The 22,184-nt window shown below is 60.8% G+C and carries 17 protein-coding genes and 4 pseudogenes; 9 read left to right on the top strand and 12 right to left on the bottom strand.

Annotated elements, in window-relative coordinates; translation table 11 throughout:
* Position 1: 1 nt before the first annotated feature.
* The 8 genes and pseudogenes from AC0L2L_RS03170 to AC0L2L_RS03135 all read right to left on the bottom strand — a co-directional run bounded on the left by AC0L2L_RS03170 (position 2) and on the right by AC0L2L_RS03135 (position 7,073).
* Positions 2 to 535: a c-type cytochrome gene (locus tag AC0L2L_RS03170; protein ID WP_473576132.1), complete on the bottom strand. Its 534-nt coding sequence runs from the start codon at positions 533 to 535 to the stop codon at positions 2 to 4.
* Positions 532 to 1,401 (bottom strand): substrate-binding domain-containing protein, encoded by an 870-nt coding sequence (locus AC0L2L_RS03165; RefSeq protein WP_473576130.1) that lies wholly within the window; start codon positions 1,399 to 1,401, stop codon positions 532 to 534. The genes AC0L2L_RS03170 and AC0L2L_RS03165 overlap by 4 nt, the downstream gene beginning before the upstream one ends.
* Positions 1,382 to 3,259, bottom strand: coding sequence for a methanol/ethanol family PQQ-dependent dehydrogenase (locus AC0L2L_RS03160; RefSeq protein ID WP_473576128.1), 1,878 nt, complete (start codon positions 3,257 to 3,259; stop codon positions 1,382 to 1,384). Before AC0L2L_RS03160 ends, AC0L2L_RS03165 begins: the two co-directional genes overlap by 20 nt.
* Entirely contained in the window at positions 3,256 to 4,380 is a 1,125-nt protein-coding gene (locus tag AC0L2L_RS03155) for a heme-binding protein (protein ID WP_473576127.1), read from the bottom strand. The genes AC0L2L_RS03160 and AC0L2L_RS03155 overlap by 4 nt, the downstream gene beginning before the upstream one ends.
* 625 nt (positions 4,381 to 5,005) lie before the next feature.
* Positions 5,006 to 5,351: pseudogene (locus tag AC0L2L_RS03150) on the bottom strand (NADH dehydrogenase ubiquinone Fe-S protein 4); the annotation flags it as partial.
* A gap of 68 nt (positions 5,352 to 5,419) precedes the next feature.
* Positions 5,420 to 5,914 carry an Hsp20/alpha crystallin family protein gene (locus AC0L2L_RS03145; protein WP_473576125.1) on the bottom strand — a complete coding sequence of 165 codons (495 nt, stop codon included), beginning with the start codon at positions 5,912 to 5,914 and terminating at the stop codon, positions 5,420 to 5,422.
* A gap of 74 nt (positions 5,915 to 5,988) precedes the next feature.
* Positions 5,989 to 6,459, bottom strand: coding sequence for an Hsp20 family protein (locus tag AC0L2L_RS03140; protein WP_473576124.1), 471 nt, complete (start codon positions 6,457 to 6,459; stop codon positions 5,989 to 5,991).
* 251 nt (positions 6,460 to 6,710) lie between these two features.
* Entirely contained in the window at positions 6,711 to 7,073 is a 363-nt protein-coding gene (locus AC0L2L_RS03135) for a hypothetical protein (protein ID WP_473576123.1), read from the bottom strand.
* Between the two features lie 388 nt (positions 7,074 to 7,461).
* On the opposite strand from AC0L2L_RS03135, the gene AC0L2L_RS03130 reads away from it, so the two are divergent.
* The 4 genes from AC0L2L_RS03130 to AC0L2L_RS03115 all read left to right on the top strand — a co-directional run bounded on the left by AC0L2L_RS03130 (position 7,462) and on the right by AC0L2L_RS03115 (position 11,899).
* Positions 7,462 to 8,571 (top strand): glycosyltransferase family 4 protein, encoded by a 1,110-nt coding sequence (locus tag AC0L2L_RS03130; protein ID WP_473576122.1) that lies wholly within the window; start codon positions 7,462 to 7,464, stop codon positions 8,569 to 8,571.
* A gap of 191 nt (positions 8,572 to 8,762) precedes the next feature.
* The gene (locus AC0L2L_RS03125) at positions 8,763 to 10,931 is read left to right on the top strand and encodes an amylo-alpha-1,6-glucosidase (RefSeq protein ID WP_473576121.1); all 2,169 of its coding nucleotides are present in this window, start codon (positions 8,763 to 8,765) and stop codon (positions 10,929 to 10,931) included.
* A 197-nt stretch (positions 10,932 to 11,128) separates the two neighbouring features.
* Positions 11,129 to 11,422 (top strand): DUF982 domain-containing protein, encoded by a 294-nt coding sequence (locus AC0L2L_RS03120; protein ID WP_473576120.1) that lies wholly within the window; start codon positions 11,129 to 11,131, stop codon positions 11,420 to 11,422.
* Positions 11,423 to 11,689: 267 nt separating this feature from the next.
* Positions 11,690 to 11,899, top strand: coding sequence for a hypothetical protein (locus AC0L2L_RS03115; protein WP_473576117.1), 210 nt, complete (start codon positions 11,690 to 11,692; stop codon positions 11,897 to 11,899).
* 104 nt (positions 11,900 to 12,003) lie between these two features.
* Here the strand turns inward: AC0L2L_RS03115 and AC0L2L_RS03110 are convergent, their stop codons facing one another.
* Positions 12,004 to 13,026 carry a DUF1236 domain-containing protein gene (locus AC0L2L_RS03110; RefSeq protein ID WP_473576115.1) on the bottom strand — a complete coding sequence of 341 codons (1,023 nt, stop codon included), beginning with the start codon at positions 13,024 to 13,026 and terminating at the stop codon, positions 12,004 to 12,006.
* A 2,219-nt stretch (positions 13,027 to 15,245) separates the two neighbouring features.
* Here AC0L2L_RS03110 and AC0L2L_RS03105 point away from each other — a divergent pair.
* Positions 15,246 to 15,997 (top strand): annotated as a pseudogene (locus tag AC0L2L_RS03105) (cytochrome ubiquinol oxidase subunit I).
* Positions 15,998 to 16,091: 94 nt separating this feature from the next.
* Here AC0L2L_RS03105 and AC0L2L_RS03100 read toward each other — a convergent pair.
* Positions 16,092 to 16,268, bottom strand: a pseudogene (locus tag AC0L2L_RS03100) (ACP phosphodiesterase); the annotation flags it as partial.
* A gap of 375 nt (positions 16,269 to 16,643) precedes the next feature.
* Between AC0L2L_RS03100 and AC0L2L_RS03095 the strand changes: the two are divergent.
* Positions 16,644 to 17,645 (top strand): bestrophin family protein, encoded by a 1,002-nt coding sequence (locus AC0L2L_RS03095; protein ID WP_473576114.1) that lies wholly within the window; start codon positions 16,644 to 16,646, stop codon positions 17,643 to 17,645.
* A 354-nt stretch (positions 17,646 to 17,999) separates the two neighbouring features.
* The gene (locus AC0L2L_RS03090) at positions 18,000 to 19,157 is read left to right on the top strand and encodes an acyltransferase family protein (RefSeq protein ID WP_473576113.1); all 1,158 of its coding nucleotides are present in this window, start codon (positions 18,000 to 18,002) and stop codon (positions 19,155 to 19,157) included.
* Positions 19,158 to 19,234: 77 nt separating this feature from the next.
* Here AC0L2L_RS03090 and AC0L2L_RS03085 read toward each other — a convergent pair whose 3' ends face one another.
* A complete protein-coding gene (locus AC0L2L_RS03085) occupies positions 19,235 to 19,555 on the bottom strand; it encodes a YMGG-like glycine zipper-containing protein (protein ID WP_027170493.1) in 321 nt (106 codons plus the stop codon).
* Between the two features lie 182 nt (positions 19,556 to 19,737).
* Positions 19,738 to 19,992, bottom strand: a pseudogene (locus tag AC0L2L_RS03080) (type II toxin-antitoxin system HicB family antitoxin); the annotation flags it as partial.
* Positions 19,993 to 20,058: 66 nt separating this feature from the next.
* On the opposite strand from AC0L2L_RS03080, the gene AC0L2L_RS03075 reads away from it, so the two are divergent.
* Entirely contained in the window at positions 20,059 to 21,624 is a 1,566-nt protein-coding gene (locus AC0L2L_RS03075; RefSeq protein WP_473576112.1) for a recombinase family protein, read from the top strand.
* Positions 21,621 to 22,124: a hypothetical protein gene (locus AC0L2L_RS03070; RefSeq protein ID WP_473576111.1), complete on the top strand. Its 504-nt coding sequence runs from the start codon at positions 21,621 to 21,623 to the stop codon at positions 22,122 to 22,124. Before AC0L2L_RS03075 ends, AC0L2L_RS03070 begins: the two co-directional genes overlap by 4 nt.
* Positions 22,125 to 22,184 lie beyond the last annotated feature (60 nt).

Here is a 22,184-nt window from a genome sequence, read left to right as displayed (position 1 = left end):
TTCACGGCGACTTCCCCAGCGTGGCGGAGTCCGGCATACGGTTTTCCGATGGATGCACCATCATGTCATCATTGCGCGACGGCGCGGCGGACGAGGCCGCGTTACCGCCCAGCGAGCGGACGAAAGCCGCGAGCTCCCAGACCTGGTCGTCGGGGATCTTCTCGCGGAAGCTTGGCATGCCGTTAGGCCGACCATCGCGGATCGTGGCGTGGATGCTCTCCATCGAGCTGCCATAGATCCACTTCTCGTCCATCAGCGCCGGCCCCATGCCGCCGCCGCCATTTGCGTGACATCCCGAACAGTTGAACCAGCCGAAAAGGCGCTTGCCTTCGCTCAGATGAAAGGCATTGGCCTCGAAGCTCGCCGCCTTGTTGTCGCTGGGGGAGGGCCGCTGCCCGCCGGGTTCAAGAGTCGTCACCGGCGTCGGCTGCTCGCCGGAGCCGAGGGAAGATTGCGGGCGAGTGTCCCGCTCCTCGCGCTGGCAAGCCCCCAAGGCAAGCGTCACGCACAGCAGCGTCGCGAGACCCAGCCTCATCGCACCGGGCTCCCTGCCATGTCGAGAAGCGGCACACAATATTGCCTCAGAACCGCGTCGATCTCGGCCTTGTGCCTGGCGAGCGCGCTGTTCACATCGCCGCGCAGTGCATCGTCCTCGCGCCGAACACCCATCGAAATGTCGTACATCAGCGGCAATTGCGGTCCATCGATGCGGGGTGTAACCGGCGCGATCCGGAGCGGCACCTTTTGTTTCGTAGCAAAGTAACCGGCGAGCGGACCCCATACTACGGCAAGGTCGATCTCGCCGCTCGCGACAGCTTCGACTATGCGCGCGGCAGGGTTGGGAGCGGAATAGTCGCCGTAAACTGGATAGCCGACGAGGTGGCCGAGGATGCCGCGACGGCCAAGCGCCTGGACCGGCGGCGAATTGGCACCGTCATCGCCGATGAGCTGAACGCCGATGCGCACGTCGCGCAAGCGCGGATCGTCGAAGGATGTCACGTCCGGGCTGTCCTTACGGCTCACGAAGACATAGGACGAACGATAATAGGGCGTGGTGGTGCGCAGCATTTCGAGATTGGCAGGCGTGCCGGGCACAAGATCGCAGAGGCCGGCCTTCAGGGTATTGCGCACGAAGCCGCGGCGCTGCGCCCACCAGGTGTAGGTGAGCTTCGCGCCGAGATCGGCGGCGATGATTTCCGCGATCCTGTTCTCGAAGCCCTGACCGGCCGCATTGGAAAAGGGCATGTTGTTGGGGTCGGCACAGACCCTCAGCTCACGCGCGTCGGCCACGGCCGGCAAGAGCAGCAAGGCGAGCGCGGTCATGCCAATCGCCAACCGTTGGAACGCCTTTTGCGCCAGGCCTGAAGTCAAGTCGAATCCATCAGGGCAGCCGGAACACATAAAGCGTGCCTCCCGCCGTTGTCGCATTCTTCAGGTCCTTCATGGCATTGACGAAACCGAGCGCGGCTGTGGCATCGCGTGGGTCAAGATCGCCTGAAACGATGGCGCCAGCCCAGCCGCCGACCCCCGACAGGATGGCGACATATTGGTGCCCGTCGGGACCGCGATAGGTGATCGGCTGGCCGATGATTCCGGACGACGTCTTGAATTGCCAAAGCAAGTCGCCCGTCTTGGCACTCACCGCTTTGAACCAGCCTTCCATAGTTCCATAGAAGACAACGTCGCCGGCGGTTACCACCGCGCCGCTCCACACCGGAAAGTTCTCCTTGAGGCTCCAGGCGGGTTTCTCAGCGGCGATATCCCAGGCGGTGAAGGCCCCGCGATTTCCGCCGGGTCCGGGGATCATGCGGACGTTCATGCCGACATAGGGCGTCCCGGCAATGTAGTTCACCTCGACGCCTTCTTCGTCCATGCACAGATTGTTGTGCGGGATGTAGAGCAGTCCGGTCTTCGGCGAGAAGGCGGAAGGCTGCCAATCCTTGAGACCCGACGCTGTCGGGCAGATGTCGCGGACGACCTTGCCCGTGCCGGTCTTCTTGTCCGGGTTTTCGACCAGCCGGCCAGTCTTGAGATCGACGCCCTTGCTGGAGTTGACGGGCCCAAAGGGTTTTGCCGACAGGACTTCGCCGGTGGTCCGGTCGAGGACGTAGAGGTAGCCGTTGCGCTCCGGCCGGACCAGCACCTTGCGCGGCTTGCCCTGCCATTTCATGTCGAGCAGGACCTGCTCGTTGATGCCGTCATAGTCGTGCAGGTCGTGCGGGGTCCACTGATAGAACCATTGCGCCGCGCCGTTATCCGGGTTGCGGGCAAAGATCCCCGACGTCCATTTGTTGTCCCCGGGCCGCAGATCTGGATTCCAGGGTCCGGGATTGCCGGTGCCGTGGAAGATCAGGTTGAGATCGGGATCGTAGGAGATCCAGCCCCACATGTTGCCGCCGCCTATCTTCCATGCTTCCGGCGGCCATGTCGTGACGCCAAGATCCTTGCCTTTGTCCATGTCGTAATGCGGCTTGAAGTCCGGCCCGATCAGCACGTCCTTATCAGGGCCGGTATTGTAAGCCGTCCAGACGACATGACCGTCGCTGGCGTCGAGCGCCTTGATCCAGCCGCGAACGCCCATCTCGCCGCCGGAATTGCCGACCAGCACTTTGCCCTTCACCACCAGCGGCGCCATGGTGATGGTCTCGCCGATGTTGATGTTGCCGATATGAGCGTTCCAGATTGGTTGGCCACTGTCCGCATTGAGAGCGATGGTGTGACCGTCGAGCGTGTTGAAGAAGATGCGCCCGTCGGCGAAAGCCGTGCCGCGATTGACGACGTCGCAACAGGCGACCCCTTGCGCGGCGGGCTCGGGATTGGGCTCGTATTTCCATTTCATCGGCGCGCCGGGCTTCGAGAGGTCGAGCGCGTAGACGATGTTGGGGAACGGCGTCACGATATACATGGTGCTGCCGACGACCAGCGGCGCCGCTTCCTGGCCTTTGTTCACCCCGGTCGAAAAGGTGAAGGCCACCTGAAGGTTCTTGGCGTTGCCTTCGTTGATTTCCGCGAGGTCACTGTAGCGGGTCGAGGCATAATTCTTGGCGGGCATAGTCCATTGCCCATCGTCGGGCGGAGCGGCCGCGGCAGGCGGCGAGATTGTCGGCGCCGGCGGAGCTTCCGAGGCGGCTGTCAGCAAGGGACCGCAGGCCAACAGCAGTACCGCAAGAATGCTCTGGGAATATTTGCTGGGTGCCGCCGAGCGCTTGATACGTGCCTGGTGAGCGCAGGGTCGTGCCGATTGCGCTGCTTGCTTCATTTTGGCGTCGATCCTCCGACGCCGGCGCCCAGTTCATCCGCAATGTCGGCCTCGTGCCCGGCGCACAGCGGATGACCCCAGCCGGAAGCGCTTTTCCCGCCCGGGTCGAGATCGTAGATGATGGCGTCCTTGCGTTTGGGATTGACACCGGCCGGAACCTTGTCCAGGCCGAGGGCTGCGCGGACGCGCCAGGCTACATTGTGGTCCGCGCAAGAAGAATCGCCGCTGACGCCAAGGCCGCCCACAATCCCCTTGCCGTCGTAAAGGGCGAGGCCGCCGCCAAACACCACCACGCCTCCGATCGGCTTGCCGATCAGCGGGTCGTTGGTGCTGCCGAAACTTTTGGCGTCGCCGGCATAGGCCGCAGCTTGATTGGGAGGATTTGTGAACTGTAAGCCGAACATCGGACCGCCCGGCTGGACCCCCGCATAAAGGTTTGCGGTGGACAGGGCCATGTTGGCCAGGCTGAGGCCATTGGCTGTGTTGGCCTTCTCGGCAGCGATCAACCTGCTGCCGGGCCACTGCGCATCGACCGCGGGTCCACTAAAGGCAACGGCGCAGACCATGCCGTTGCGGGCGACGACTGCCGCCCATTCATTGGTCTCGAAGCCGCCATTCGCTGGGCCGCCGCTCGCCTTGACGTTGGCCTTCAACGCCGAGAGCAGCCTGTCGTGATCGGAAGGGCAGGGCGCCTGCGCCCGAGCAGCACCTTGCTGCACTGAGCTGAACGCCAGGACCAGCAAACCAAGAGCTAGTGACGAGAACCGGCGATGATCCATGGATTCGAGCATCTTGTTGGACCTCACCCAACTGACAGCCTGCTTCTTTGTTCCTCGATAGGAACAGGTTTGTAGCCGACCACTCCGCCGGATAGAGCGGGCAAATCGAGAAGCCGGCTGGGCGGAGCTGAAGTTAGAAAACGGCCCTTGGTCGGGCGGCTTAACTGGCTCTTTTCGGCAAGAGTTGTGATGTGAGAGGCATTCGACGTGTGCGTCGAAAGACAGGCTGCTATAGCTGTCCAAAAAAACGACGCTGGCGGCCCCTCCTGGGACATCGCAAGCAGCTTTCTTCGGAAGAAGGCGGCTGCCGCGCTCCAACTCTCGGATGCTCGCGTCGCTCAAATCACACTTGGCCCTGAGCCCGACCCGAAGGCCAGTTCAGCAGAACCCGCCGCTGTTGCCTGCTCTGGCATTAAAGCGCCACCGCACGGCTCCGTTGCAGTCGTTCTTACCTCAGACAGAAGAAGGACATGTTCCACTTGCCTGCCCAATTCGCAAAGCGTGCTGTCCTGGACCCGCTTGGAACAACCACACGGCCGAGTCGTTCGTTGTCGATGGAACAGCTTCGTTCAGATTTCGCAGCCATGATGCAGCCCGGCTACTGGATTGCTCTGGGGTTGCTGGTCGTGCCGTATGGAGTCGCCGTATTGTTTCTTGCAAGGACCTGCCATTGCCTCTGATTGCGCGAGCGCCGTGCCTTCGGCCAGCATTTGCCGGGCATGTTCCAGCACTTGTCGGCTATCACGATGGAATATTGGTCGTCGATACGCTCCTTGCAGAGAGCGATAGTCTGGCCGGAGCCGCCAATTCGGTTGCAGCCGGTCGAAATCTCAATCACATCGCGGGACTTGGATTAGCCGGTTCGCGGAACTTGGTGAAAACCCCCTGAAGCGGTTCCAGACAACGTCCACGCCGGCCTGCAGCAGCCTTCCCGGACCAGAAGTTTCGACGCTGGACTCTTCGGCCGCCGGGCTTCCTTGAACCGTGTAGGCAAGTCCCTGGCGTTCGGCATAGTTGGCGGCCGCCTGGAGCGTCGGAAAATTCAGCTCCACCTGGGTCAGCGTGTCACCGCTTCCGGTGTAGCCCATCAGCGGCTCGATAACCGGGGCAGTGCGCCGCTCGAACACCAGCCGCCAGCCCTTCGGCCGCGCCCGGCCCGAGGTCATGACTGACCGGTAAGGCTTGCAGATCCGCGCGAGCGCATCACGCGGGAACTCGGATCGGCCGAACGACAGCGCTGTCGTGCGATTGTCGTTTGCTGGCCCGAGATTTTCTATGACTGGTATGATTTCGCTTTCCTGGTTCTGCATCATTCATCCCTCCCTTTTGGCGTGGGGTGCGTCGGAGGCAGCGGCCTGCCGCCTCCGACTTGCGCCGTGCGTCAATGGGTGATCGGGATGCGCTTCACCTTCGACTGCGAGTTCGGGTTCTTCGGCAGCGTCAGGGTCAGGACGCCATTAGCAAAGGACGCCTTGACCTTATCGTCCTCGACCCCGTAGCCGAGAGGTATGCGCCGCTCGAAACGACCGTAGAAGCGCTCGGAGTAGTCCTTCTCGTCGGTCTCCGATCGCTTTTCGCCACGCAGGGTCAGCACGTCCTCGTCGAGCAGGACTTCGATATCTTTCTCTTCCATACCGGGGACCTCGGCGGTGATGCGAAGCTCATTATCCGACTCCGAAATCTCCACCTTCGGCCAGGCCCGGTCGAAAGTCGAAAGCTGCCCCGTAGAAGGCAATCGCGTCTCGAAGCTCCTCAACATATCGTCAAACAGCCTGTTTACCTCGCGGTGAAGCGAAAGGAAGGGATCGCCACCACTATAGATGCTGGGGGCCTGGTTGTTGTTACGGCCCCATGGAATCAGGTCACGCATGTTCATCTTCATTCACCTCCACGTTCAACCGCGCGGCACCGGGCAATGCCGGTGCCGGTCGCTTCTGGTTCACTCTGAGCTCAGGCTGCGTTCTTTTCGGCTTCGATCTGCCGCGACGCCGCCTTTGCCGTGCTGCCGGCGATGGCGATCCGGCGCGGCTTCATCTCTTCGGGAAGCTCGCGCTTGAGATCGATGTTCAGCAACCCATTGTCCAGGCTGGCGCCGACGACCTTCACGTGGTCTGCGAGTTCGAACTGGCGCTCGAAGGCGCGCCCGGAAATGCCGCGATAGAGATACTGGCCGTTATCGTCGCCCGATTGCGAGCCGCTCACAACCAACAAGTTCGGCTGATGAGTGATGGTCAGCTGATCCTGCGAAAAACCGGCGACCGCCATGGCAATGCGATAGTCGTCCTCACCCGTCTTGGCGATGTCATAGGGCGGCCAATTGTCTATCGTGGTGACACGGCTTGCATTTTCGAGCAGGTCGAAAATGCGGTCGAAGCCGATGCTGGATCGGAACAGCGGGGTAAAATCGAGGTTTGTCTTCATAGCCACATCCTCCTTTGAGCAACATGGTCACAAGAAACGCCAAGGGGAGCCTTGGCGCCCTCCTGACTTGGCGCCGGCCCCATCAGGCGACCGGCTATTATCGATTTAGAACAGCTACTTGCCCATTCAAGAGGACGCTTAGGAAAATTTTCAGGCAAGATCCAGACGTCTAGACGAATGGGGGCGAACGCACTCGGCGAATTCCTCGCCAGCGGATCGGGCCCCAGATTCCGGGAGAGGTGGCGTTTCGCTCAAAGTCGATCGACCGGTGCCGTGAAGCCGGCGGCCGCGATGCTGTCGATCTCTCGACCGCGACCGACGGCGGGAGATCTCTCCCATTGATCCAATTGGCGCAGCGCGTGCATGATGGCATCGAAGCTGACCGGTTCGGTGACTCCGGGCGGCATGCGCAGCGCCGGCACCGATTCCACGGCACAGGCATCCGATGCCCATGACGAGAGGATTGCACGCTTCTCCTCGAAGTCCAGCGTCTCGTCGATCAGCACGTCCTGAGGTCGCTCAAAATGCCGTGCCGGATGCAGCAACCGGTCAAGAAAAACATCAGGGGCCTCGGGCCCGACTAGGGGAAAACTCGTCGAAATGGCTCGTTCCATCGATGGTCCTCCGCTTTCAATAGACTCCTATGTTGACGTTGTTTTGGTGGTGCTCGTGATTTCCACCAGCTGAAATTTTGGAGAGTTTCGGCCAAATTTCAATGGCCCGGCAGGGCATAGGACAAGCCTATCCTCGAACGGCAGGAACAATCGCTTTTCGTGGCCGTCTCTCCTCTTGAGTGGCTGCGGCTGGCAATCCTGTTTAGCTGGGGCGTTACGGCACACGGTGATTGATTCCTTGTGTCGGCGGTGTCGCTACGAAGCGATTGCGTCCTGGAACAAATTGGCAATCCGAAAGTTGGCGATGACGACATGAATAAGGTGAAGAAGGGTCGTGCCGTCGCCGGTTGGCTTGAGGGCTGCCTTCCGCTTTTCAGGTGTCCCGCGGATGAAAATAGCCCAGGTCGCACCCCTGACTGAGTCCGTCCCTCCCAAGTTCTATGGCGGGACCGAGCGCATCGTCTCATATTTGACGGAAGAGCTGGTTCGAAGGGGGCATGATGTGACCTTGTTCGCCAGCGGCGATTCAAGCACTTCGGCCGAACTGGTGGCGTGTTGCGATGTTGCACTGCGTCTGAACCCTAACGCCCAGAACCATATCCCTTACCACGTCATGATGCTTGAACAGGTTCGCCGACGGGCGGCTGAATTCGACGTTCTGCATTTTCACGTTGATGTCCTGCACTTTCCGATAATCCGTGAGTTCGCGCGGCGAACCGTTACCACCCTTCATGGTCGGCTCGACCTTCCGGACCTGGCGCAGCTTTACGCGATGTTCGACGACATTCCGCTGGTCTCGATTTCCAATGACCAGCGGCGGCCGATGCCGCCGGTCAATTGGCTCGGAACGGTTTATCACGGCCTGCCGCCTGATATTCTTCCCTTCCGGCCCAAAGCCTCGGGTTATCTGGCATTCCTTGGCCGCATCTCACCCGAAAAGGGGCCGGAAGCCGCTATGGAGATAGCCGCGCGCGCCGGAATGCCGTTGAAGATCGCGGCCAAGATCGACGCGGTGGACCAATCATTTTGGAGTGAGAAAGTCGAACCCCAGTTGCCACGATATCCGAACGTCGAGTTCGTTGGCGAGATCGACGAACGGCAGAAGGCGGAATTTTTAGGCGGCGCGGCAGCGCTGCTGTTTCCGATCGACTGGCCGGAACCATTCGGCCTCGTAACGATCGAGGCGATGGCCTGCGGCACCCCGGTGATAGCCTTCAACCGCGGGGCCGTCCCAGAGGTCATCGACGATGGAGTGTCCGGACTGATCGTGGAAGGGGTGGACGAAGCCGTAGGGGCAGTACGGCGGATTGGTAGTCTCGAGCGCCCGCGAGTGCGGAGAGCTTTTGAAAGGCGATTCACGGTCGAACGCATGTGCAGCGACTATTTGGCGATTTACCGCTCGCTGGCGCGCCACGGGCGATTTCCACTTGTTTCGCGAAATGGCTTCGCTGCAAACGCAGATGCAATAGCCAGCTCTGTTTCAGACGAATTGGCTTAGAACCACCAGGTTTCCCCTCGTTCCGTCGAGGTCCGCAGCGGAACGTCGCCGAAAATCCGCCAAGGATTCGAATCACGCTCTCCGCAACCGGGCGCATCGCGAAATTGATGCGAAATACCGTTGGTAAGAGACGGTGGGCGCAGGCATATGGGATGAGCGCCAACAACGGCCGTCTGAACAGGAGGGTTGAGATGAGCATTGAAGTCGAAGAACGCAAGCTTAATCCTGCCGTTGCACTTCCCGCACTCGATGAATCGGCACCGCGCGAGCCGCATAGGCAATTTGCGCTGAAGCATGAGGACTGCTTCGTCGTTGCGGACAGTTACGGCGACATACGCGGCAGCGGCGACGGGCTTTTCCGCGACGATACGCGAGTGCTGTCGCGTTTCCGGCTGTTCATCGGCGGCCGCATGCCCTCGCTGCTCGGCGCCTCGCTGTCGCAGGACAACATCCTGTTCACCGCCAATCTCACAAATCTAGCCACCACCGGGCCCGACGGTAGTGAAACGCTGCCGGGGGTCGTGCACATCGAGCGGACCAGGTTCATCTGGCAAGAACGCATGTTCGAGCGAGTCACTTTCACGAACTACTCCGCGCGCGAGGTGTTGCTGCCGGTCCGGTTCGACTTCGATGCCGATTTTCGTGACATGTTCGAAGTACGTGGCACCACGCGCAGCCGGCGCGGTCGCGCACATGATGCCCAGGTCGGTGTGTCAGGCGTGACATTTTGCTATGAGGGGCTCGACAACGTAGCGCGCCAATCCGTCATCGCGTTTTCGATGCGGCCCGACCAGATGCATCCCCATCACGCCGAGTTCCGCATTCTGGTGGGAAGGCATGACAGAAAGGCGCTGTATCTGGAAGTTGGTCAGCACGAGGAAACCCCATCCAACGATCGTTTCCGCGCCGCCGCGGCGCGAGCACGGTTTGCCATGCGCTCAAAACGTCGACAGGGCGCCACTGTCTTCAGCTCCGGCCGCGTGTTCAACGACTGGCTCACGCGCACACGTGCCGACATTGCCCTGCTGACCACCGATCTGGAGACCGGGCCATATCCATACGCCGGTATTCCCTGGTTTTCGACCGCCTTCGGCCGCGACGGCGTTATTTCCGCCTTGCAAATGCTGTGGCTCAACCCTGAGCTTGCCCGCGGAGTGCTGGCGTTCCTTGCCCGCTATCAATCGACGGAGACTTCAGTATTCGACGATGCCGAGCCTGGCAAGATCATGCATGAGACGCGCAAGGGCGAAATGGCTGTGCTGCGCGAGCTGCCCTTCGGCCGCTACTACGGCGGCGTCGACACCACGCCGCTCTATGTCTATCTCGCTTGCTCCTACGCCGACCGCACCGGCGATCAGGAATTCGTCGGTCGCATGTGGGATTCACTATGCGCAGCAATCGGGTGGATGGAGGAGGTCGGCGCCCGCAACGGAGAGGGTTTCGTGACCTACAGCAGGGCGGCGGACACGGGGCTCTTCAACCAGGGCTGGAAGGACAGCGCCGATGCGATTTTCCATGCCGATGGCACGATACCGAAGGGGCCAATCGCGCTGGTCGAGGTACAAGGCTACGTCTTCGCAGCCTATAGAGGCATGGCTGCGTTAGCAGCCAAGCGCGGCGACGCGGCCAAGGCGGCGCACTGGAGCGCCGTGGCAGAGAAAGTCCGCAGTGCGGTGGAGACTCGGTTCTGGATGCCGGAGCGTAATTTCTACGCCCTGGCGATCGACGGAGAAGGCAAGCAATGCCAGGTGCGTGCCTCCAACGCGGGTCACCTGCTTTACGTTGGACTGCCATCGGCGGAACGGGCGCAATCAATTGCCGAGCAGTTGCTGTCGGCGCATCTCCACAGCGGTTGGGGCGTTCGCACCCTGGCCGACGATGAACTTCCGTTCAATCCAATGTCCTACCATAACGGCTCGATCTGGCCGCATGACACGGCAATCTGTGCCGCCGGACTAGCCCGCTACCAGGAGCGCACCAGCGTCGTGAAGCTTATGAGCAGCATGTTCGAGGCGGCGGTCCGCTTCAACATGCGGCTGCCGGAGCTGTTCTGCGGCTTTACGCGCGCTATCGGCGACGCGCCGATAGCGTACCCTGTCGCCTGTCTGCCGCAGGCGTGGTCGGCCGGTTCGGCCTTCATGATGCTGCAGGCCTGTCTGGGGATCCGCATCGATGGTTGGAAGCGCGAGATCAATGTCGAACGCCCACGGTTGCCGATCGGCATCGACAACATCGTCATCCGGCATTTAGCCGTTGGCGAGGCGAAGGTCGATCTCAATTTCCAGCGCGTCGGCGACCGGGTCGTCTGTTATCTCGGCGAACGGCACGAGGGCCTGGTGCCGCTGGCCGTTCGCTCTTAACAACCGCGGCGACAGGGCTTGCCATTTCGAGCTAATGGCATCCAGATGCTGCAGGCGGTCGCCTGGCAAGCTGGTCTTGAATTGAAAAGAGGTGCTTCCAATCTCTTCTGTTGTGTCCAGCCGGCATTCAACGGTTCGGATATGAGCAGTGCATCTGCGGAACGATCGCCAGGTTCAGTTGTTGAAGGGAGGTCACTATGGAGAGCGATGCTTTCAGGCAGCCAGTTTTCGTAGGAGAGAATGGCTACAGCCAAAAAATCGACTGCGTGATGGATGCTATCGAGTTTTTAGAAGAATGGCCTGTCGAAAAACGTGGCCTCCTTCACGCGGCGGCCTGTGAGGCGTGCTACTCGGCTTACGACGGTCGGAAGCCTGTCGAGACCGCGCACAAGGCCTTTACGACTTGGGCCCGCAAGATCGGCGTCATCGAGGATATCCCTACACCGCCGTGGATGACAGGGCCAAAGATCAGCAACGCAGACATCTTGTAAGGGGTGCGGTTCATAGCGTTGGCAGCAGATGCAGTCTCTCTGGAGGCAGTTCCATTGAAGTCGCGCTGCTGCTCACCAAAAGCGGACGTTCAAGGCCGGGCGCGTTAGTTCAGTCCTGACCGGAAGCAGACATTGCGTTTCCCGCCAGGGCCAGTTGAAATCGATCGCAGGCATCACTGCCTTCGGGCAACAATCTCGACCAGCGCAATCAGCCCACGCTGAATACTTTCGCTCATGTTTCGGACCATCTGGGGCCGCAGCGCTCCCATGAGAGTCTGGACGCCCAGTGCTGCCCGCCCGGTGGCCGCCTGGGCGCTGCCGGGCGAAATAGTCAAGCGCGGCATCGCGCCGCTGGGGTTAGTGGATAGTTTGAAGGCGGATCAAGCCGTCGTGAATGAAGAACGCATCACGTCCGCAGCATCGACGCGATCGGATGTCGCGCCGGATGAGGAGCGCGAAACGGTCGCTCGTCCTTAAGCCACTCGGTTCATCTGGCATCCCGCGCATTTCGAGATCGGGGCAGAAAGAGGCCGCCATGCCTTGCGGCACGGCGCGCCTTTTGCTTCGCGATGGTGTTCGGATCAGGCCTCCAGGATCGCCACGATCTTGTAGGTATCCGGATCGACGATGACGATGCGCCCGTCGGCGAGCACGAAATATTCGTAACTCTCATAGGCCGGAACGATCTTGACGATGCGGGCCGGCAGGCGATGCAGGCGGATCTTATGCCGCGGCACCTCGACGCCGACCGAGACGTTGAAACTGACATCGCGTACCGGTTGGACATTGGTCTCGTGGATGATCTGCGTGATCTGCGTCCTCTGCTCGACGCTCACGTTATTGATCGAGGCCGTCTTGTCTTGGTCAGTCTGTACATTGCCCTGGGCATTCTGCTCGGTGGTCGTGCCGGTCTTGCCCTGGGCATTCTGCTGGGTCTGCATTTTAGTGGTGCCCTGGGCGTTCTGCTCAGTGCTGGTACCGGTCTTGTTCTGGGCATTCTGCTCAGTCGTCGTACCGGTCTTGTTCTGGGCATTCTGCTCAGTCGTCGTACCGGTCTTGCCCTGAGCCTGCTCAGTGGTCTTCATCTTGGTCTTGCCCTGGGCCTGTTCGTTCGAGCCCTTCGGGCAGTTGGCCTCGCCGGTCTTGCACTTGGCCGTACCCTGAGCCTGGTCTTCGGTCTTGGTACCAGCCTGACCCTGGGCCTGCTCGTCGGTCTTCATTTTGGTCTTGTCCTGAGCCTGTTGCTCGGTGCTGGTGCCGGCCTGACCCTGAGCCTGCTCGGTGGTCTTCATCTTAGTCTTGCCCTGGGCCTGCTGCTCGGTGTTGGCGCCGGCCTTGCCCTGGGCCTGCTCATCGGTCTTCACCTTGGCCTTACCCTGCGCCTGCTCCTCGGTGTTGGCGCCGGCCTTACCCTGGGCATTCTGCTCGGTCTGTGACTTCATCTTGCCCTGGGCCTGTTCGCCCGCCTTGCCGCCCTTCTGGCAGTCGGCCTCGCCGCCGACACAGTTGTCGCTACCGCTTGGCTGCGCAGACTCGGTCTGCGCCATCGCAGCGCCGCAACCGACGCCGAGCGCGATCATGCTTGTGATTAGAAGATGTTTCATCTGATTTCTCCTCAGGGATTCAGTCCCTTCATTCTGAGAAACCCGAGGCGAAAGGCATTGTTCCGGATTTGCTCGCAAACCCCGGTGACGTTTTGTGAAGACGCCACGGCAAGTTTTTAGGAACAAGCCGTGGCCCCCGGTGTTTCGAGTGTCGGCTGTGGAGATCGCAGGCTCAGCGGCCAGCAAGATGCCGTTCGCGGCGAGCCACCGATCACTTCGCGGTGCGACGTGCGCCGCGGTCGCCTTTTGACTCCGCTTCGAGCGATCACGCGAGAGGTTCCATCGCCTCAGGGCTCAAAGAGATCGGGTTGATCTAACCGCCTTGTCCTCATCATCCTGCAGGGTCTTTGCCAGCTCCGACAACTGATCGAGGACTCTGCCAAGCCGGGTACCGGCGATGCCGTCTTCGAGCCAGGTGCCTGCCTTTTCTTGACCTCGGCCTGCCATGCACTCTCTCGCCTCTCGGCAATTTCAGCAGCGAGCCGCCTGGCGGCCAGCTCCTTTTCCTCGGTGACGAGGCTCCTCGGCGCCTCCGCTCGTTCCGCGTTGACCTTCGCCTGCCTGTCCAGAAAGCGATCAGCGGCGACGACCAGTGCCCCCAGAACCTCCCCGGCTTCAGTCTCGATTCCAACGCTTTGAAGAGCCGAGGTCAACCCCAGCCGAATCCGTTCTCCCTCGGTTGTTGCGCTTTCGGTCCTTGCGCGTGCGAGCAGGATGTCGTCCCGGGCGACCAGCGCGTCGGCGCGGGCGAAATGCGCTCCTCGAGAACTCCGATCAGCGGTCGAGCTTGGCAGTCCTCGAGCAAAGCGCCGGCCATTCGCTTGATTTCAACCGACGCCGTTTCTGCGCGCTGGCCCGCGCCGGCGAGTTGGCAGTTTACACGCTCTATGTCGACTTCGGTCTCGGCAATCTACGAGCTGCTTCGTAACTCGCGATATGGCGTCATGGTTGCCGCGGATCAAGTAGAGCTTGAACGCCAGCTTGATGGAGAAGCATCGTCTGCGCCGCCAGAAAGTGTGCCGTCTTCATCGAGGTCTGGTCGTCCATCGTAATGATCGCCGCAATCACGAGAGCGTCGACAGGACCTTTGTTGTCTTGCCCATCATTGCCACCAAAACCACTCCATCGGACATGAGTGGGGTCTATTTGCGCTTGCCAATCATACGCAACGCCGCCTTAGGCGCACGCTCGGCTTGAGTCGGGCATCCGCGCTGCCGTAGTCCTCTCCGACACTCTCCGATGAATGACCGCGTACGATGTTTGGTCTAGCCCCTCTTTCCCTTGGCAAAGGTGCCGCTATCTTTGAAATCGCAAGCCTGCCTGCTCGGTCCCACAACTCCTCGGAAAGCGAGGCAGGCTTCCAGAGGGTCGGCGTCGCCCGGGGAGAGCGATCCCGGCCCTCGTCCTTAATGTGCATCCACCACCCCTCGCCTCGCCCCTGTAAACCTGAGGCAGCCCCCTCGACCAAGGGTCCCACTCTGTGCTGCCCCCACAATCCGGCGGGACAACCAGCACACCCGATAGACGACTGCGGCACCGTTCAAGATGAGCCGCACAACCGAAGGCCGCTCGCCGGCTTGAACGGCAATCGGGTTCATCGGAACGGACATCATAGGAGGCTATATGCCCCGCAGGTTGGCGGAAGCGGGGTTGCCCGTGAGCGCCTGACCTATCCGCCGAGCCACGAGCGCAATTTTTTCGGGATCCTGCGCGCCATCGACAGCCTGCAGCTCACCGACAATCAGAAGGTGTTGACGCCGGTCAACTTGAGAGCCGGGTCAACCCGTCATCATCCCACCAAGCCTCACAGACGCGCGGGCGAGGGAACGATTTCCGCAAGGCTTGGCGGAACTGCGGCCTTATCTCCGCATGGTGCCGTTGCAGGACTGAATGCCAGCAAATGCCGCTCCAAGTTGCCGGCTCGCCCGTGGGCTTTGCGATCAATTCTTTGCAGCGGCGACCGGGGCGCCGCCGACCGTCTCCATCTCGTCGCAGTAGCCGCTGGACGACTCCTTTGGCTGGCTCCTTCGAGGGCTCATTAGGAGGTGTGGGCTGGTTCGCGGTTGATGGCCAGACGGAAGAGCGATTTCGAATCCGATATCGACACCGCCGCCAATTTCTATAGCTTGATCACGGCGTTGAGGCGAGCCGTGGTCACCGTTGCGGCTGCTGCAGCAGATAAATGATTCTCGCCGGCTCGCTTGCAGGAGAGACGGTTAATGGACTTTGATCCTGTATTCCTGTCGCGACTGCAATTCGCTTGGGTGATCGGCTGGCACATTCTGCTGCCTGCCATTACCGTGGGATTGGCCGCATTCATTGCGATGCTGGAAGGTCTCAACTTTTTTACCGGGCGGGACATCTATCTCCGGATCTTCGCGTTCTGGATCAAGATATTCTCGATTGCTTTCGGGATGGGTGTCGTCACCGGGGTGGTCATGCCTTTCCAGTTCGGTACGAACGGAGCCGCTTTTCCGATGCGACCGCCAACGTGCTCTCGCCGCTTTTCGCCTATGAAGGCCTGACGGCATTTTTCCTCGAGGCGGCCTTCCTTGGCGTGCTCCTGTTCGGAAGGCAACTGGTGCCGCGCTAGGCGCATTTCGTCGCTGCGCTGATGGTGGCACTGGGAACTTTGCTTTCGTCCTTCTGGATTCTGGCGGCGAACAGCTGGATGCAGACGCCCGCAGGCTACGAGATCATCGATGGCTGGTTCTTCCCGACCGACTGGTTCAAGGTGGCCTTCAACCCGTCCTTCCCCTACCGGCTGGCACACACCGTCGTCGCCTTCTTCGTCACGACAGGCTTCGTCGTCCTGGGCGTCGGCCCCTATCTGATACGTCGTGGGCGGTCGGTCGCGGAAGGGTGGACGATGCTGTCGATGACTCTCTGGCTGCTGACGATCCTGGTCCCACTCCAAATTTTCATCGGCGACCAGCATGGTCTGAATACCCTCGAACAGGCGCTTGCCTAAATGCGCCGGCGTCCGCCATTGACCGGGCAAATACTGTTGGGGCGGCAATATGCGAGTGCCTCATGACCACGCACAAAGCCGGCTATCTGATCGGCAGCCTCGCCACGGCAGCGGCGATGGCGCCCTTGCAAGCACGCGCGACAAGTGGAAAGTCAGCATCGTAGTCGTAGCTGTAGAGCGGCAATTCCCTGAAGGAAATCTCCGACATTTCAAGCTCGGGTGGAGCAAGCTGCTTAAGCGCTTTCGCAAGCTTGCGATTGATCGATGTCACAGCCGCGGGTGGCTGCTCGTTGTCCCAGAAGAGCCGCCCCGTCTGTCGCCTCGCGCAGAGTTGAACGGCGAAGCCCAGCTTGTTCTGCGGTCGCCCCAGCTACCAACGGAAACGACTGCGTCAACGAGGGTTAGAAGGGCTGAGCGCTATCTCTTCTGGCCTTGTGGGAGAAGGTGGATCGGCGCGCAGCGCCGAGACGGATACAAGGGGTGTTCCAGCGGAGTGAGACGCTGGAACACCCCTCATCCGTCGCCTTCGGCGACACGTTCTCCCACAAGGCCAGAAGGGAAAGGCCACCCCTGTCAAAACGATTTCCACCCCTTATGGTGCGCGAAGCGTAATCGCGCGATTTGCATGCCGTGAGGGATTTCAAGGATGTATGTAGGCCGTTCTTACAGGTTGCTCGACTTCGCGCTGTGGTCGCGGCGCAGCGTCATCTATATGGTCGCGGTGAGCGCCTTGGCGATCGCCGCCTACCGTCTTCCAGCGACGGCGGGCTTCTCGGTGCCATGGTCGGTCGTGCTGGTGCTCGGCACCACGGTGTCGCTCGTCACCGGCTTCAAGAATTCGCAGGTCTTCACCCGCGCCAACGAGGCGCTGCAGGCCTTCTCGCAGATCACCGCGAGCAGCCGGATGTTGTCCGGCTTCTGCCGGGATTTCATGGATGCCGCCACGGCCCGGCAGTTCATCCATCGCCACCTCGCCTGGCTGACGGCGCTGCGCTTTTCACTGCGCCGGCCGATGCCGTGGGAATCGTTGGCGAAAGCGGCCAATGTCGAGTTCCGGCGGCGCCGCTATCACATCCAGGAGGATAAGACATCGCTTGCCGACGAACTGCGTGGACTGTTGGGCGAAGAAGCCGAAAGCGTACTGAAATCGCCGCAGCCGGCGATGGCTCTTCTCGACAGGCAATTGGCCGAGGTCAACGGGTTGCTGAAGAACTCCGCCGTTCCGACGCAGGTCTATTCGGAATTGACCAAGCTGATACGCGACTTCTACGACCAGCAGGCCCGTTGCGATCGCATCAAGAACAATCCCTATCCCCGGCAATACGCGATCGTCAGCTCGATGTTCATGATCATCTTCTGCACCTTGCTGCCGTTCGGCGTCGTCCCGGTGTTTGCCGACATGGCCAAGTTCGGCGGCGTGCTCGGCTGGGTCTCGATCTGGCTGACGATCCCGTTCAGTGCGCTGCTGGGCTGGGTCTACATGTCGCTGGACCTGGTCGGCGAAAGCAGCGCCAATCCGTTCGAAGGCAACGCCAACGACGTGCCGATCTCGCAAATCTGCCGCGACATCGAGATCGAGCTGCGCCGGGGACTGGGCGAGACCAACCTGCCGGCTCCGCTGGCGCCGATCAACGACATCGCGACGTGAGCCTCGCCCCGCGCGAAGCGGGCACGCTGGAACGCTGCGCTGCTCATCGGTGAAGATGCATACGTGACGGTCTGTTGTCCGAGTTTTTCAAGGGAAGGCCACCGCGAGCGCAGGTCGAGGCCCGGAAGAGCGATTGGCCCACCGTTGCTCAATTTGGCGTCGAACGGGATTCGAACCGATTGCCATTAGAACGCGAATGCATGTCTGCTTTCCTGATCTCGCCCTTGAGAAGCCACCAGTCCGTTCACGGCCCCAGCACTGCCACTATCCGAGCGCCGGAGCTTTCGACCATGCCGAAACACGGTTGACATTCACCCTTCGCTGGTCATGCTGCAATGCAGCATGGAGTGTAGCTTGACTGAGTCATCGCGCATCGAATGCCTGGACGGCCTTCGCGCTGCCGCCGCATTGTGGGTGCTTGTCGGACATTGCCTGCTCTTGACCGGCTGGCATCTTCCGGTGCTCGGCGATCCTGCGCTCGGCGTCGATCTCTTCATCATGCTGTCCGGCTTCCTGATGGTGTTTCACTATCAATTGCGCCAGGACAAGGAGCCCTGGCAAAGGCCTGAGACCTGGCTGAAATTCTGGACGCGGCGCTATTTCCGCATTGCGCCGCTGTTCTACGTCATGCTGTTCTGCGCACTGGCGCTCGGCCCGTATCTTTATGAATCGCGGATGATCATCGATGCATTCCTGCAGCGCGCGCCGCAGGCGCCCGAGCGCTTCCTCGACAGCGGCCTGAAGAACATTGTCGCCCACCTGACATTCGGGTTCGGCCTTTCCCCAAACCTCGCCTATCGGACGCCGCTGCCCGATTGGAGCCTGGGGCTGGAAATGCAGTTCTATGCGGTCTTCCCGGCGCTCATGCTTTTGGTGCGCCGTTTCGGCTGGGTCGGAAGCGCGATATTCACGGCGGCGCTCGGCGGCTTCGCGGTGTTGATCCTTAAGTCAATCTCGGTCCATTTCCCGATGCCGTCATTCCTGCCGCTGAAGATCCAGGTCTTCCTGTGCGGCATGCTTTTGGCGGGAGTGCTGGGTCAAAGGCAATCGCGGCCGCTGCTGCACCTGGCACTGGCGATGGCGCTTGCGGCCATTCCCTTCGGCGACGGCTACGGTCTTGAGAAGTTCTTGATCCGCGAAGCGCTGGTGCTTGGGGTCTTTGCCCTCGTCCTGTATCGGATACTACCGGGTGTTGCGGGCGCGGTGGCGCGAAAAGTCGCCGTCACATTGGGCGGAGGCGTCTTTCATGTGCTCGGCGAGCTGTCCTACAGCATCTATCTGATCCACCTGCTGGTGCTGCAACCCGTGGCGGCCTTCGTCATTGCCCGCTATGGCGACGGCCTGGACGCGCCGCTGCGCTTCGCCATCGTGCTCGCGGTCGTGCTGCCCGTGGTCCTCGCTCTGTCCTGGGTTACTTACAAGCTCATCGAGATGCCCGGCCAAACGCTGGGCCGTGTCACGCTGCGCCGGTTCGCGCGCAAGTCGGCGCTACAACCGAGCCCCGCGGAATGACAAAGATTCTGCCTGTCTAGAGTCGAAGGGGCGCGCTCTCCCCGTCTGCGGTTGCAAACGGGGAGAAGCAGATACCATCAATAATTGCGGTTGTAGTACCGGTCGTCGCAAGGCGCGGTGTAGATACGGCCGTAGCGGTCCTGGTAGCGGCAGAGCTGCTCGCCACGCGGTTCCTGCGGCGTGGTGGCGCTACCGACGACCGCGCCTAGCAGTGCGCCGCTTGCAGCACCGATCACCGTGCTCTTGGTGTTGCCGCCGATCGCCTGGCCGACCAGTGCGCCGCCGGCGCCGCCGACCAATGCGCCCGTGGTGGCTCGCTGCTGGCCTTCGGTCTGCGTCTCGCATCCGGCGAGCGCCGCGGTCATCAGCACCGCGAGAATGGCCTTCTTGATAAACATCACTCGAACTCCTCTGAAGCCCCGGGGGACTGACAGGCTGGGGCAAACGAAGCTCCGAGTGCGGTCGCATTGCGGCGGAACGGCGGCGGAGCCTGCTCACGAAGTGATTCACGGTTTCCCGGCAGTTGAACACCATGGTTGCCAAACGGGAAACGCGGGTCTCCCGGTAGTAACCTTCAGCGGGTCTTCAGTGGAACCATGATGGTTGCAAGTTCCCGACGGTCGGTGTCTGCCATGACTTTCTCAAGAGAAGTGGGATCAGGAATGGTCTCCCTGTCGTCAACCAGGCCTTCAACGTGGAAGGCGAGAGCCTGTTCGGCGAGCTGGCACGCCTCTTCGAGACTTGCGCCGGCCGTAACGGCGCCGGGAAAGTCGGGGAAGGACACTCCGTAGTCGCTGGCGTCCTCTTTGTGAATCAGCCCGACGTATTGGCGCATCCCGTTCCTCTTGCCGCGCGATAATCGCCCGCTAGTTTTACAGCACCCGCACAACGGTGCAAGGCAATGGACAAGTTTGCAGCGGCCGGCAAACCTCCCCAGGGGAGGCGCAGGATTCGCGCTGCGCAATACCTGCGAATGTCCAACGAACACCAGACGAATTCCCTGGAGAACCAGAGGGATGCAATCCGCAGCTATGCCGAGATCATGGGGTACGACATCGTTGCCTCATATGAAGATCCCGGCCGAAGCGGATTGCATATGGAGAGCCGGCCCGGCCTCAAGAAGTTGCTGTTCGACGTTGAACACGGGCTCGCCGATTTCGATACCGTAGTAGTCTACGACGTGAGCCGATGGGGCCGTTTCCAAAACGTCGATGAAAGCGCCTCCTACGAATATCGATGCCAGATGGCCGGTGTTCGGATCGAGTATTGCGCCGAGCAATTCGGGAATGACGGCACCGTTGGATCGGACGTGCTCAAGGCCATAAAGCGCAGCATGGCGGCAGAGTACAGCCGGATGCTGTCTCAGAAGGTCTTTATGGGGCAGGTGAGGACAGCCGGCATGGGGTTCCACGTAGGCGGCTTGCAGGGGCTCGGACTGAGGCGTCTGATGATCGACCAGTTTGGCCGCCCGAAGGTCATCCTCGCTCGCAATGAACACAAGAACCTTCAATCGGATAGGGTCATCATCGTGCCGGGTCCGCCGGAAGAGATAGCTACTGTTCGATTGATCTTTCGCCTGTTTGTCGGGTCCGGGAAGAATGAAGCTGAAATTGCAAGGTACCTGAATGCTCGCGGGATGGTGAACGACTTCGGCCGGCCCTGGAAGCGCGAGGGCGTGCGCCGCGTCCTCACCAATGAGAAATATATCGGCAACAACGTCTGGAATCGTCGCTGCACCAAACTCAAAAGCAAGATGGTGTACAACCCCCCGGACCAATGGGTCCGGGTAGAAAACGCTTTTGAGCCGATTGTTAATCGCAGATTGTTCGATAAGGCGCAGAAAATACTGAGTTCGCTGTACCCGCGTATGAACGACGATGAGATGCTGGTGGCGCTGCGAAACCTCTACGAACTCCATGGGGAACTTTCTGGCGACATCATCGACGCAGCGCCGGAATGCCCGTCGAGCTGGCGCTATAGATCGCGTTTCGGAGGCCTGCTTGGAGCATACAAGCTGGTCGGTTGCCTGCCGCCGAGAAAGTGTCATTTCATGGAAATCGACAACCGCCTCGAAGCTACCCGCCATCGGGTGATCGAAGACCTGCTGGTCGCGATCAGAGAAGTAGGCGGGCAGGTCTCACGCGACCCTGGAACGGAGCTCATCCGCATCAATGACGAGTTCACCGCAGTGGTGGCGATCGCCCGTTGCCGCGTTTCGCACGACGCCTATCCGCGCTGGTCTGCAAAGGCCGTGCACGAGGCTAGGGCGGATTTCTTTGTTCTGATCCGAATGCATCCTGGCGATCTGGTCGTTCGCGATTACCTGATCGCCCCAACGCATGAACTGGGTGAGATCGGGAAAAACTTTCATGTGAACAACGGGATGAAGATGGATGCGTTTCTGTTCCGATCGCTGGATCCGCTCGTCGCCCTGGCCGGGCGGGCATTCGTGGGGAGCGCCGCATGAGGGCACATCGCGTCTGTCTGAGCAACGATGCTGCCTACCGCACTCTGCAGAACAGCAGCACCAGGCACACCGCGCTGTTGGAGAAGATGCACGAGCCCGGCCGGGTGTTCACCGGTACCTGGTTGGTCAGAACCTACCAGGCTGAATGCAAAAGAACGCGCGACATGATTGCCGAGGCGAATATCCCTCTGCATCGGCTGGAGACGATAGCCGAAGCGTTGCGACATCCGTTGAAGCAGGAGGCGTTCCGTCGCCTGCTGTCGGCCGAAGGCCTGGCCTTTGTGCCAACGGCGCTGGCTGATGGGCCAACTGTGCAACTGCCCGAAGATCGCAAGAGTGCTGCCGAACCGAAGCCGTTGGTGACCGGAATTTTGCCGGAGGTTCTCGATTTCTTGCAGGATTGGTATGTGCCGCCGCAGGTCTTCGCATCCTTGCGCAAGATGGTGCCGGAAAGGCAGCTCAAAGCGGCAAAGCTGATGATCGTGCGGATTCCGACGTGAAGCCGGCCGCCATTCCGATCAAACACCGGCCACCATTCCGGTATGAAGCCGGCCACCATT

This window comes from Mesorhizobium sp. WSM4832 (assembly GCF_055811115.1).
The sequence above is the reverse complement of the archived record's forward strand: the minus strand, read 5'-3'. Positions and strand labels throughout refer to the sequence as shown.

What these genes read in the sequence shown, in the direction of transcription:
- AC0L2L_RS03170 (WP_473576132.1), bottom strand. Translation starts at nt 535, where the DNA reads ATGAGGCTGGGTCTCGCGACGCTGCTGTGCGTGACGCTTGCCTTGGGG.
- AC0L2L_RS03115 (WP_473576117.1), top strand. Translation starts at nt 11,690, where the DNA reads ATGAGAGTCTGGACGCCCAGTGCTGCCCGCCCGGTGGCCGCCTGGGCG.
- AC0L2L_RS03140 (WP_473576124.1), bottom strand. Translation starts at nt 6,459, where the DNA reads ATGAAGACAAACCTCGATTTTACCCCGCTGTTCCGATCCAGCATCGGC.
- AC0L2L_RS03165 (WP_473576130.1), bottom strand. Translation starts at nt 1,401, where the DNA reads ATGTGTTCCGGCTGCCCTGATGGATTCGACTTGACTTCAGGCCTGGCG.
- AC0L2L_RS03110 (WP_473576115.1), bottom strand. Translation starts at nt 13,026, where the DNA reads ATGAAACATCTTCTAATCACAAGCATGATCGCGCTCGGCGTCGGTTGC.
- AC0L2L_RS03135 (WP_473576123.1), bottom strand. Translation starts at nt 7,073, where the DNA reads ATGGAACGAGCCATTTCGACGAGTTTTCCCCTAGTCGGGCCCGAGGCC.
- AC0L2L_RS03130 (WP_473576122.1), top strand. Translation starts at nt 7,462, where the DNA reads ATGAAAATAGCCCAGGTCGCACCCCTGACTGAGTCCGTCCCTCCCAAG.
- AC0L2L_RS03125 (WP_473576121.1), top strand. Translation starts at nt 8,763, where the DNA reads ATGAGCATTGAAGTCGAAGAACGCAAGCTTAATCCTGCCGTTGCACTT.
- AC0L2L_RS03070 (WP_473576111.1), top strand. Translation starts at nt 21,621, where the DNA reads ATGAGGGCACATCGCGTCTGTCTGAGCAACGATGCTGCCTACCGCACT.
- AC0L2L_RS03120 (WP_473576120.1), top strand. Translation starts at nt 11,129, where the DNA reads ATGGAGAGCGATGCTTTCAGGCAGCCAGTTTTCGTAGGAGAGAATGGC.
- AC0L2L_RS03160 (WP_473576128.1), bottom strand. Translation starts at nt 3,259, where the DNA reads ATGAAGCAAGCAGCGCAATCGGCACGACCCTGCGCTCACCAGGCACGT.
- AC0L2L_RS03075 (WP_473576112.1), top strand. Translation starts at nt 20,059, where the DNA reads ATGGACAAGTTTGCAGCGGCCGGCAAACCTCCCCAGGGGAGGCGCAGG.
- AC0L2L_RS03145 (WP_473576125.1), bottom strand. Translation starts at nt 5,914, where the DNA reads ATGAACATGCGTGACCTGATTCCATGGGGCCGTAACAACAACCAGGCC.
- AC0L2L_RS03085 (WP_027170493.1), bottom strand. Translation starts at nt 19,555, where the DNA reads ATGTTTATCAAGAAGGCCATTCTCGCGGTGCTGATGACCGCGGCGCTC.
- AC0L2L_RS03095 (WP_473576114.1), top strand. Translation starts at nt 16,644, where the DNA reads ATGTATGTAGGCCGTTCTTACAGGTTGCTCGACTTCGCGCTGTGGTCG.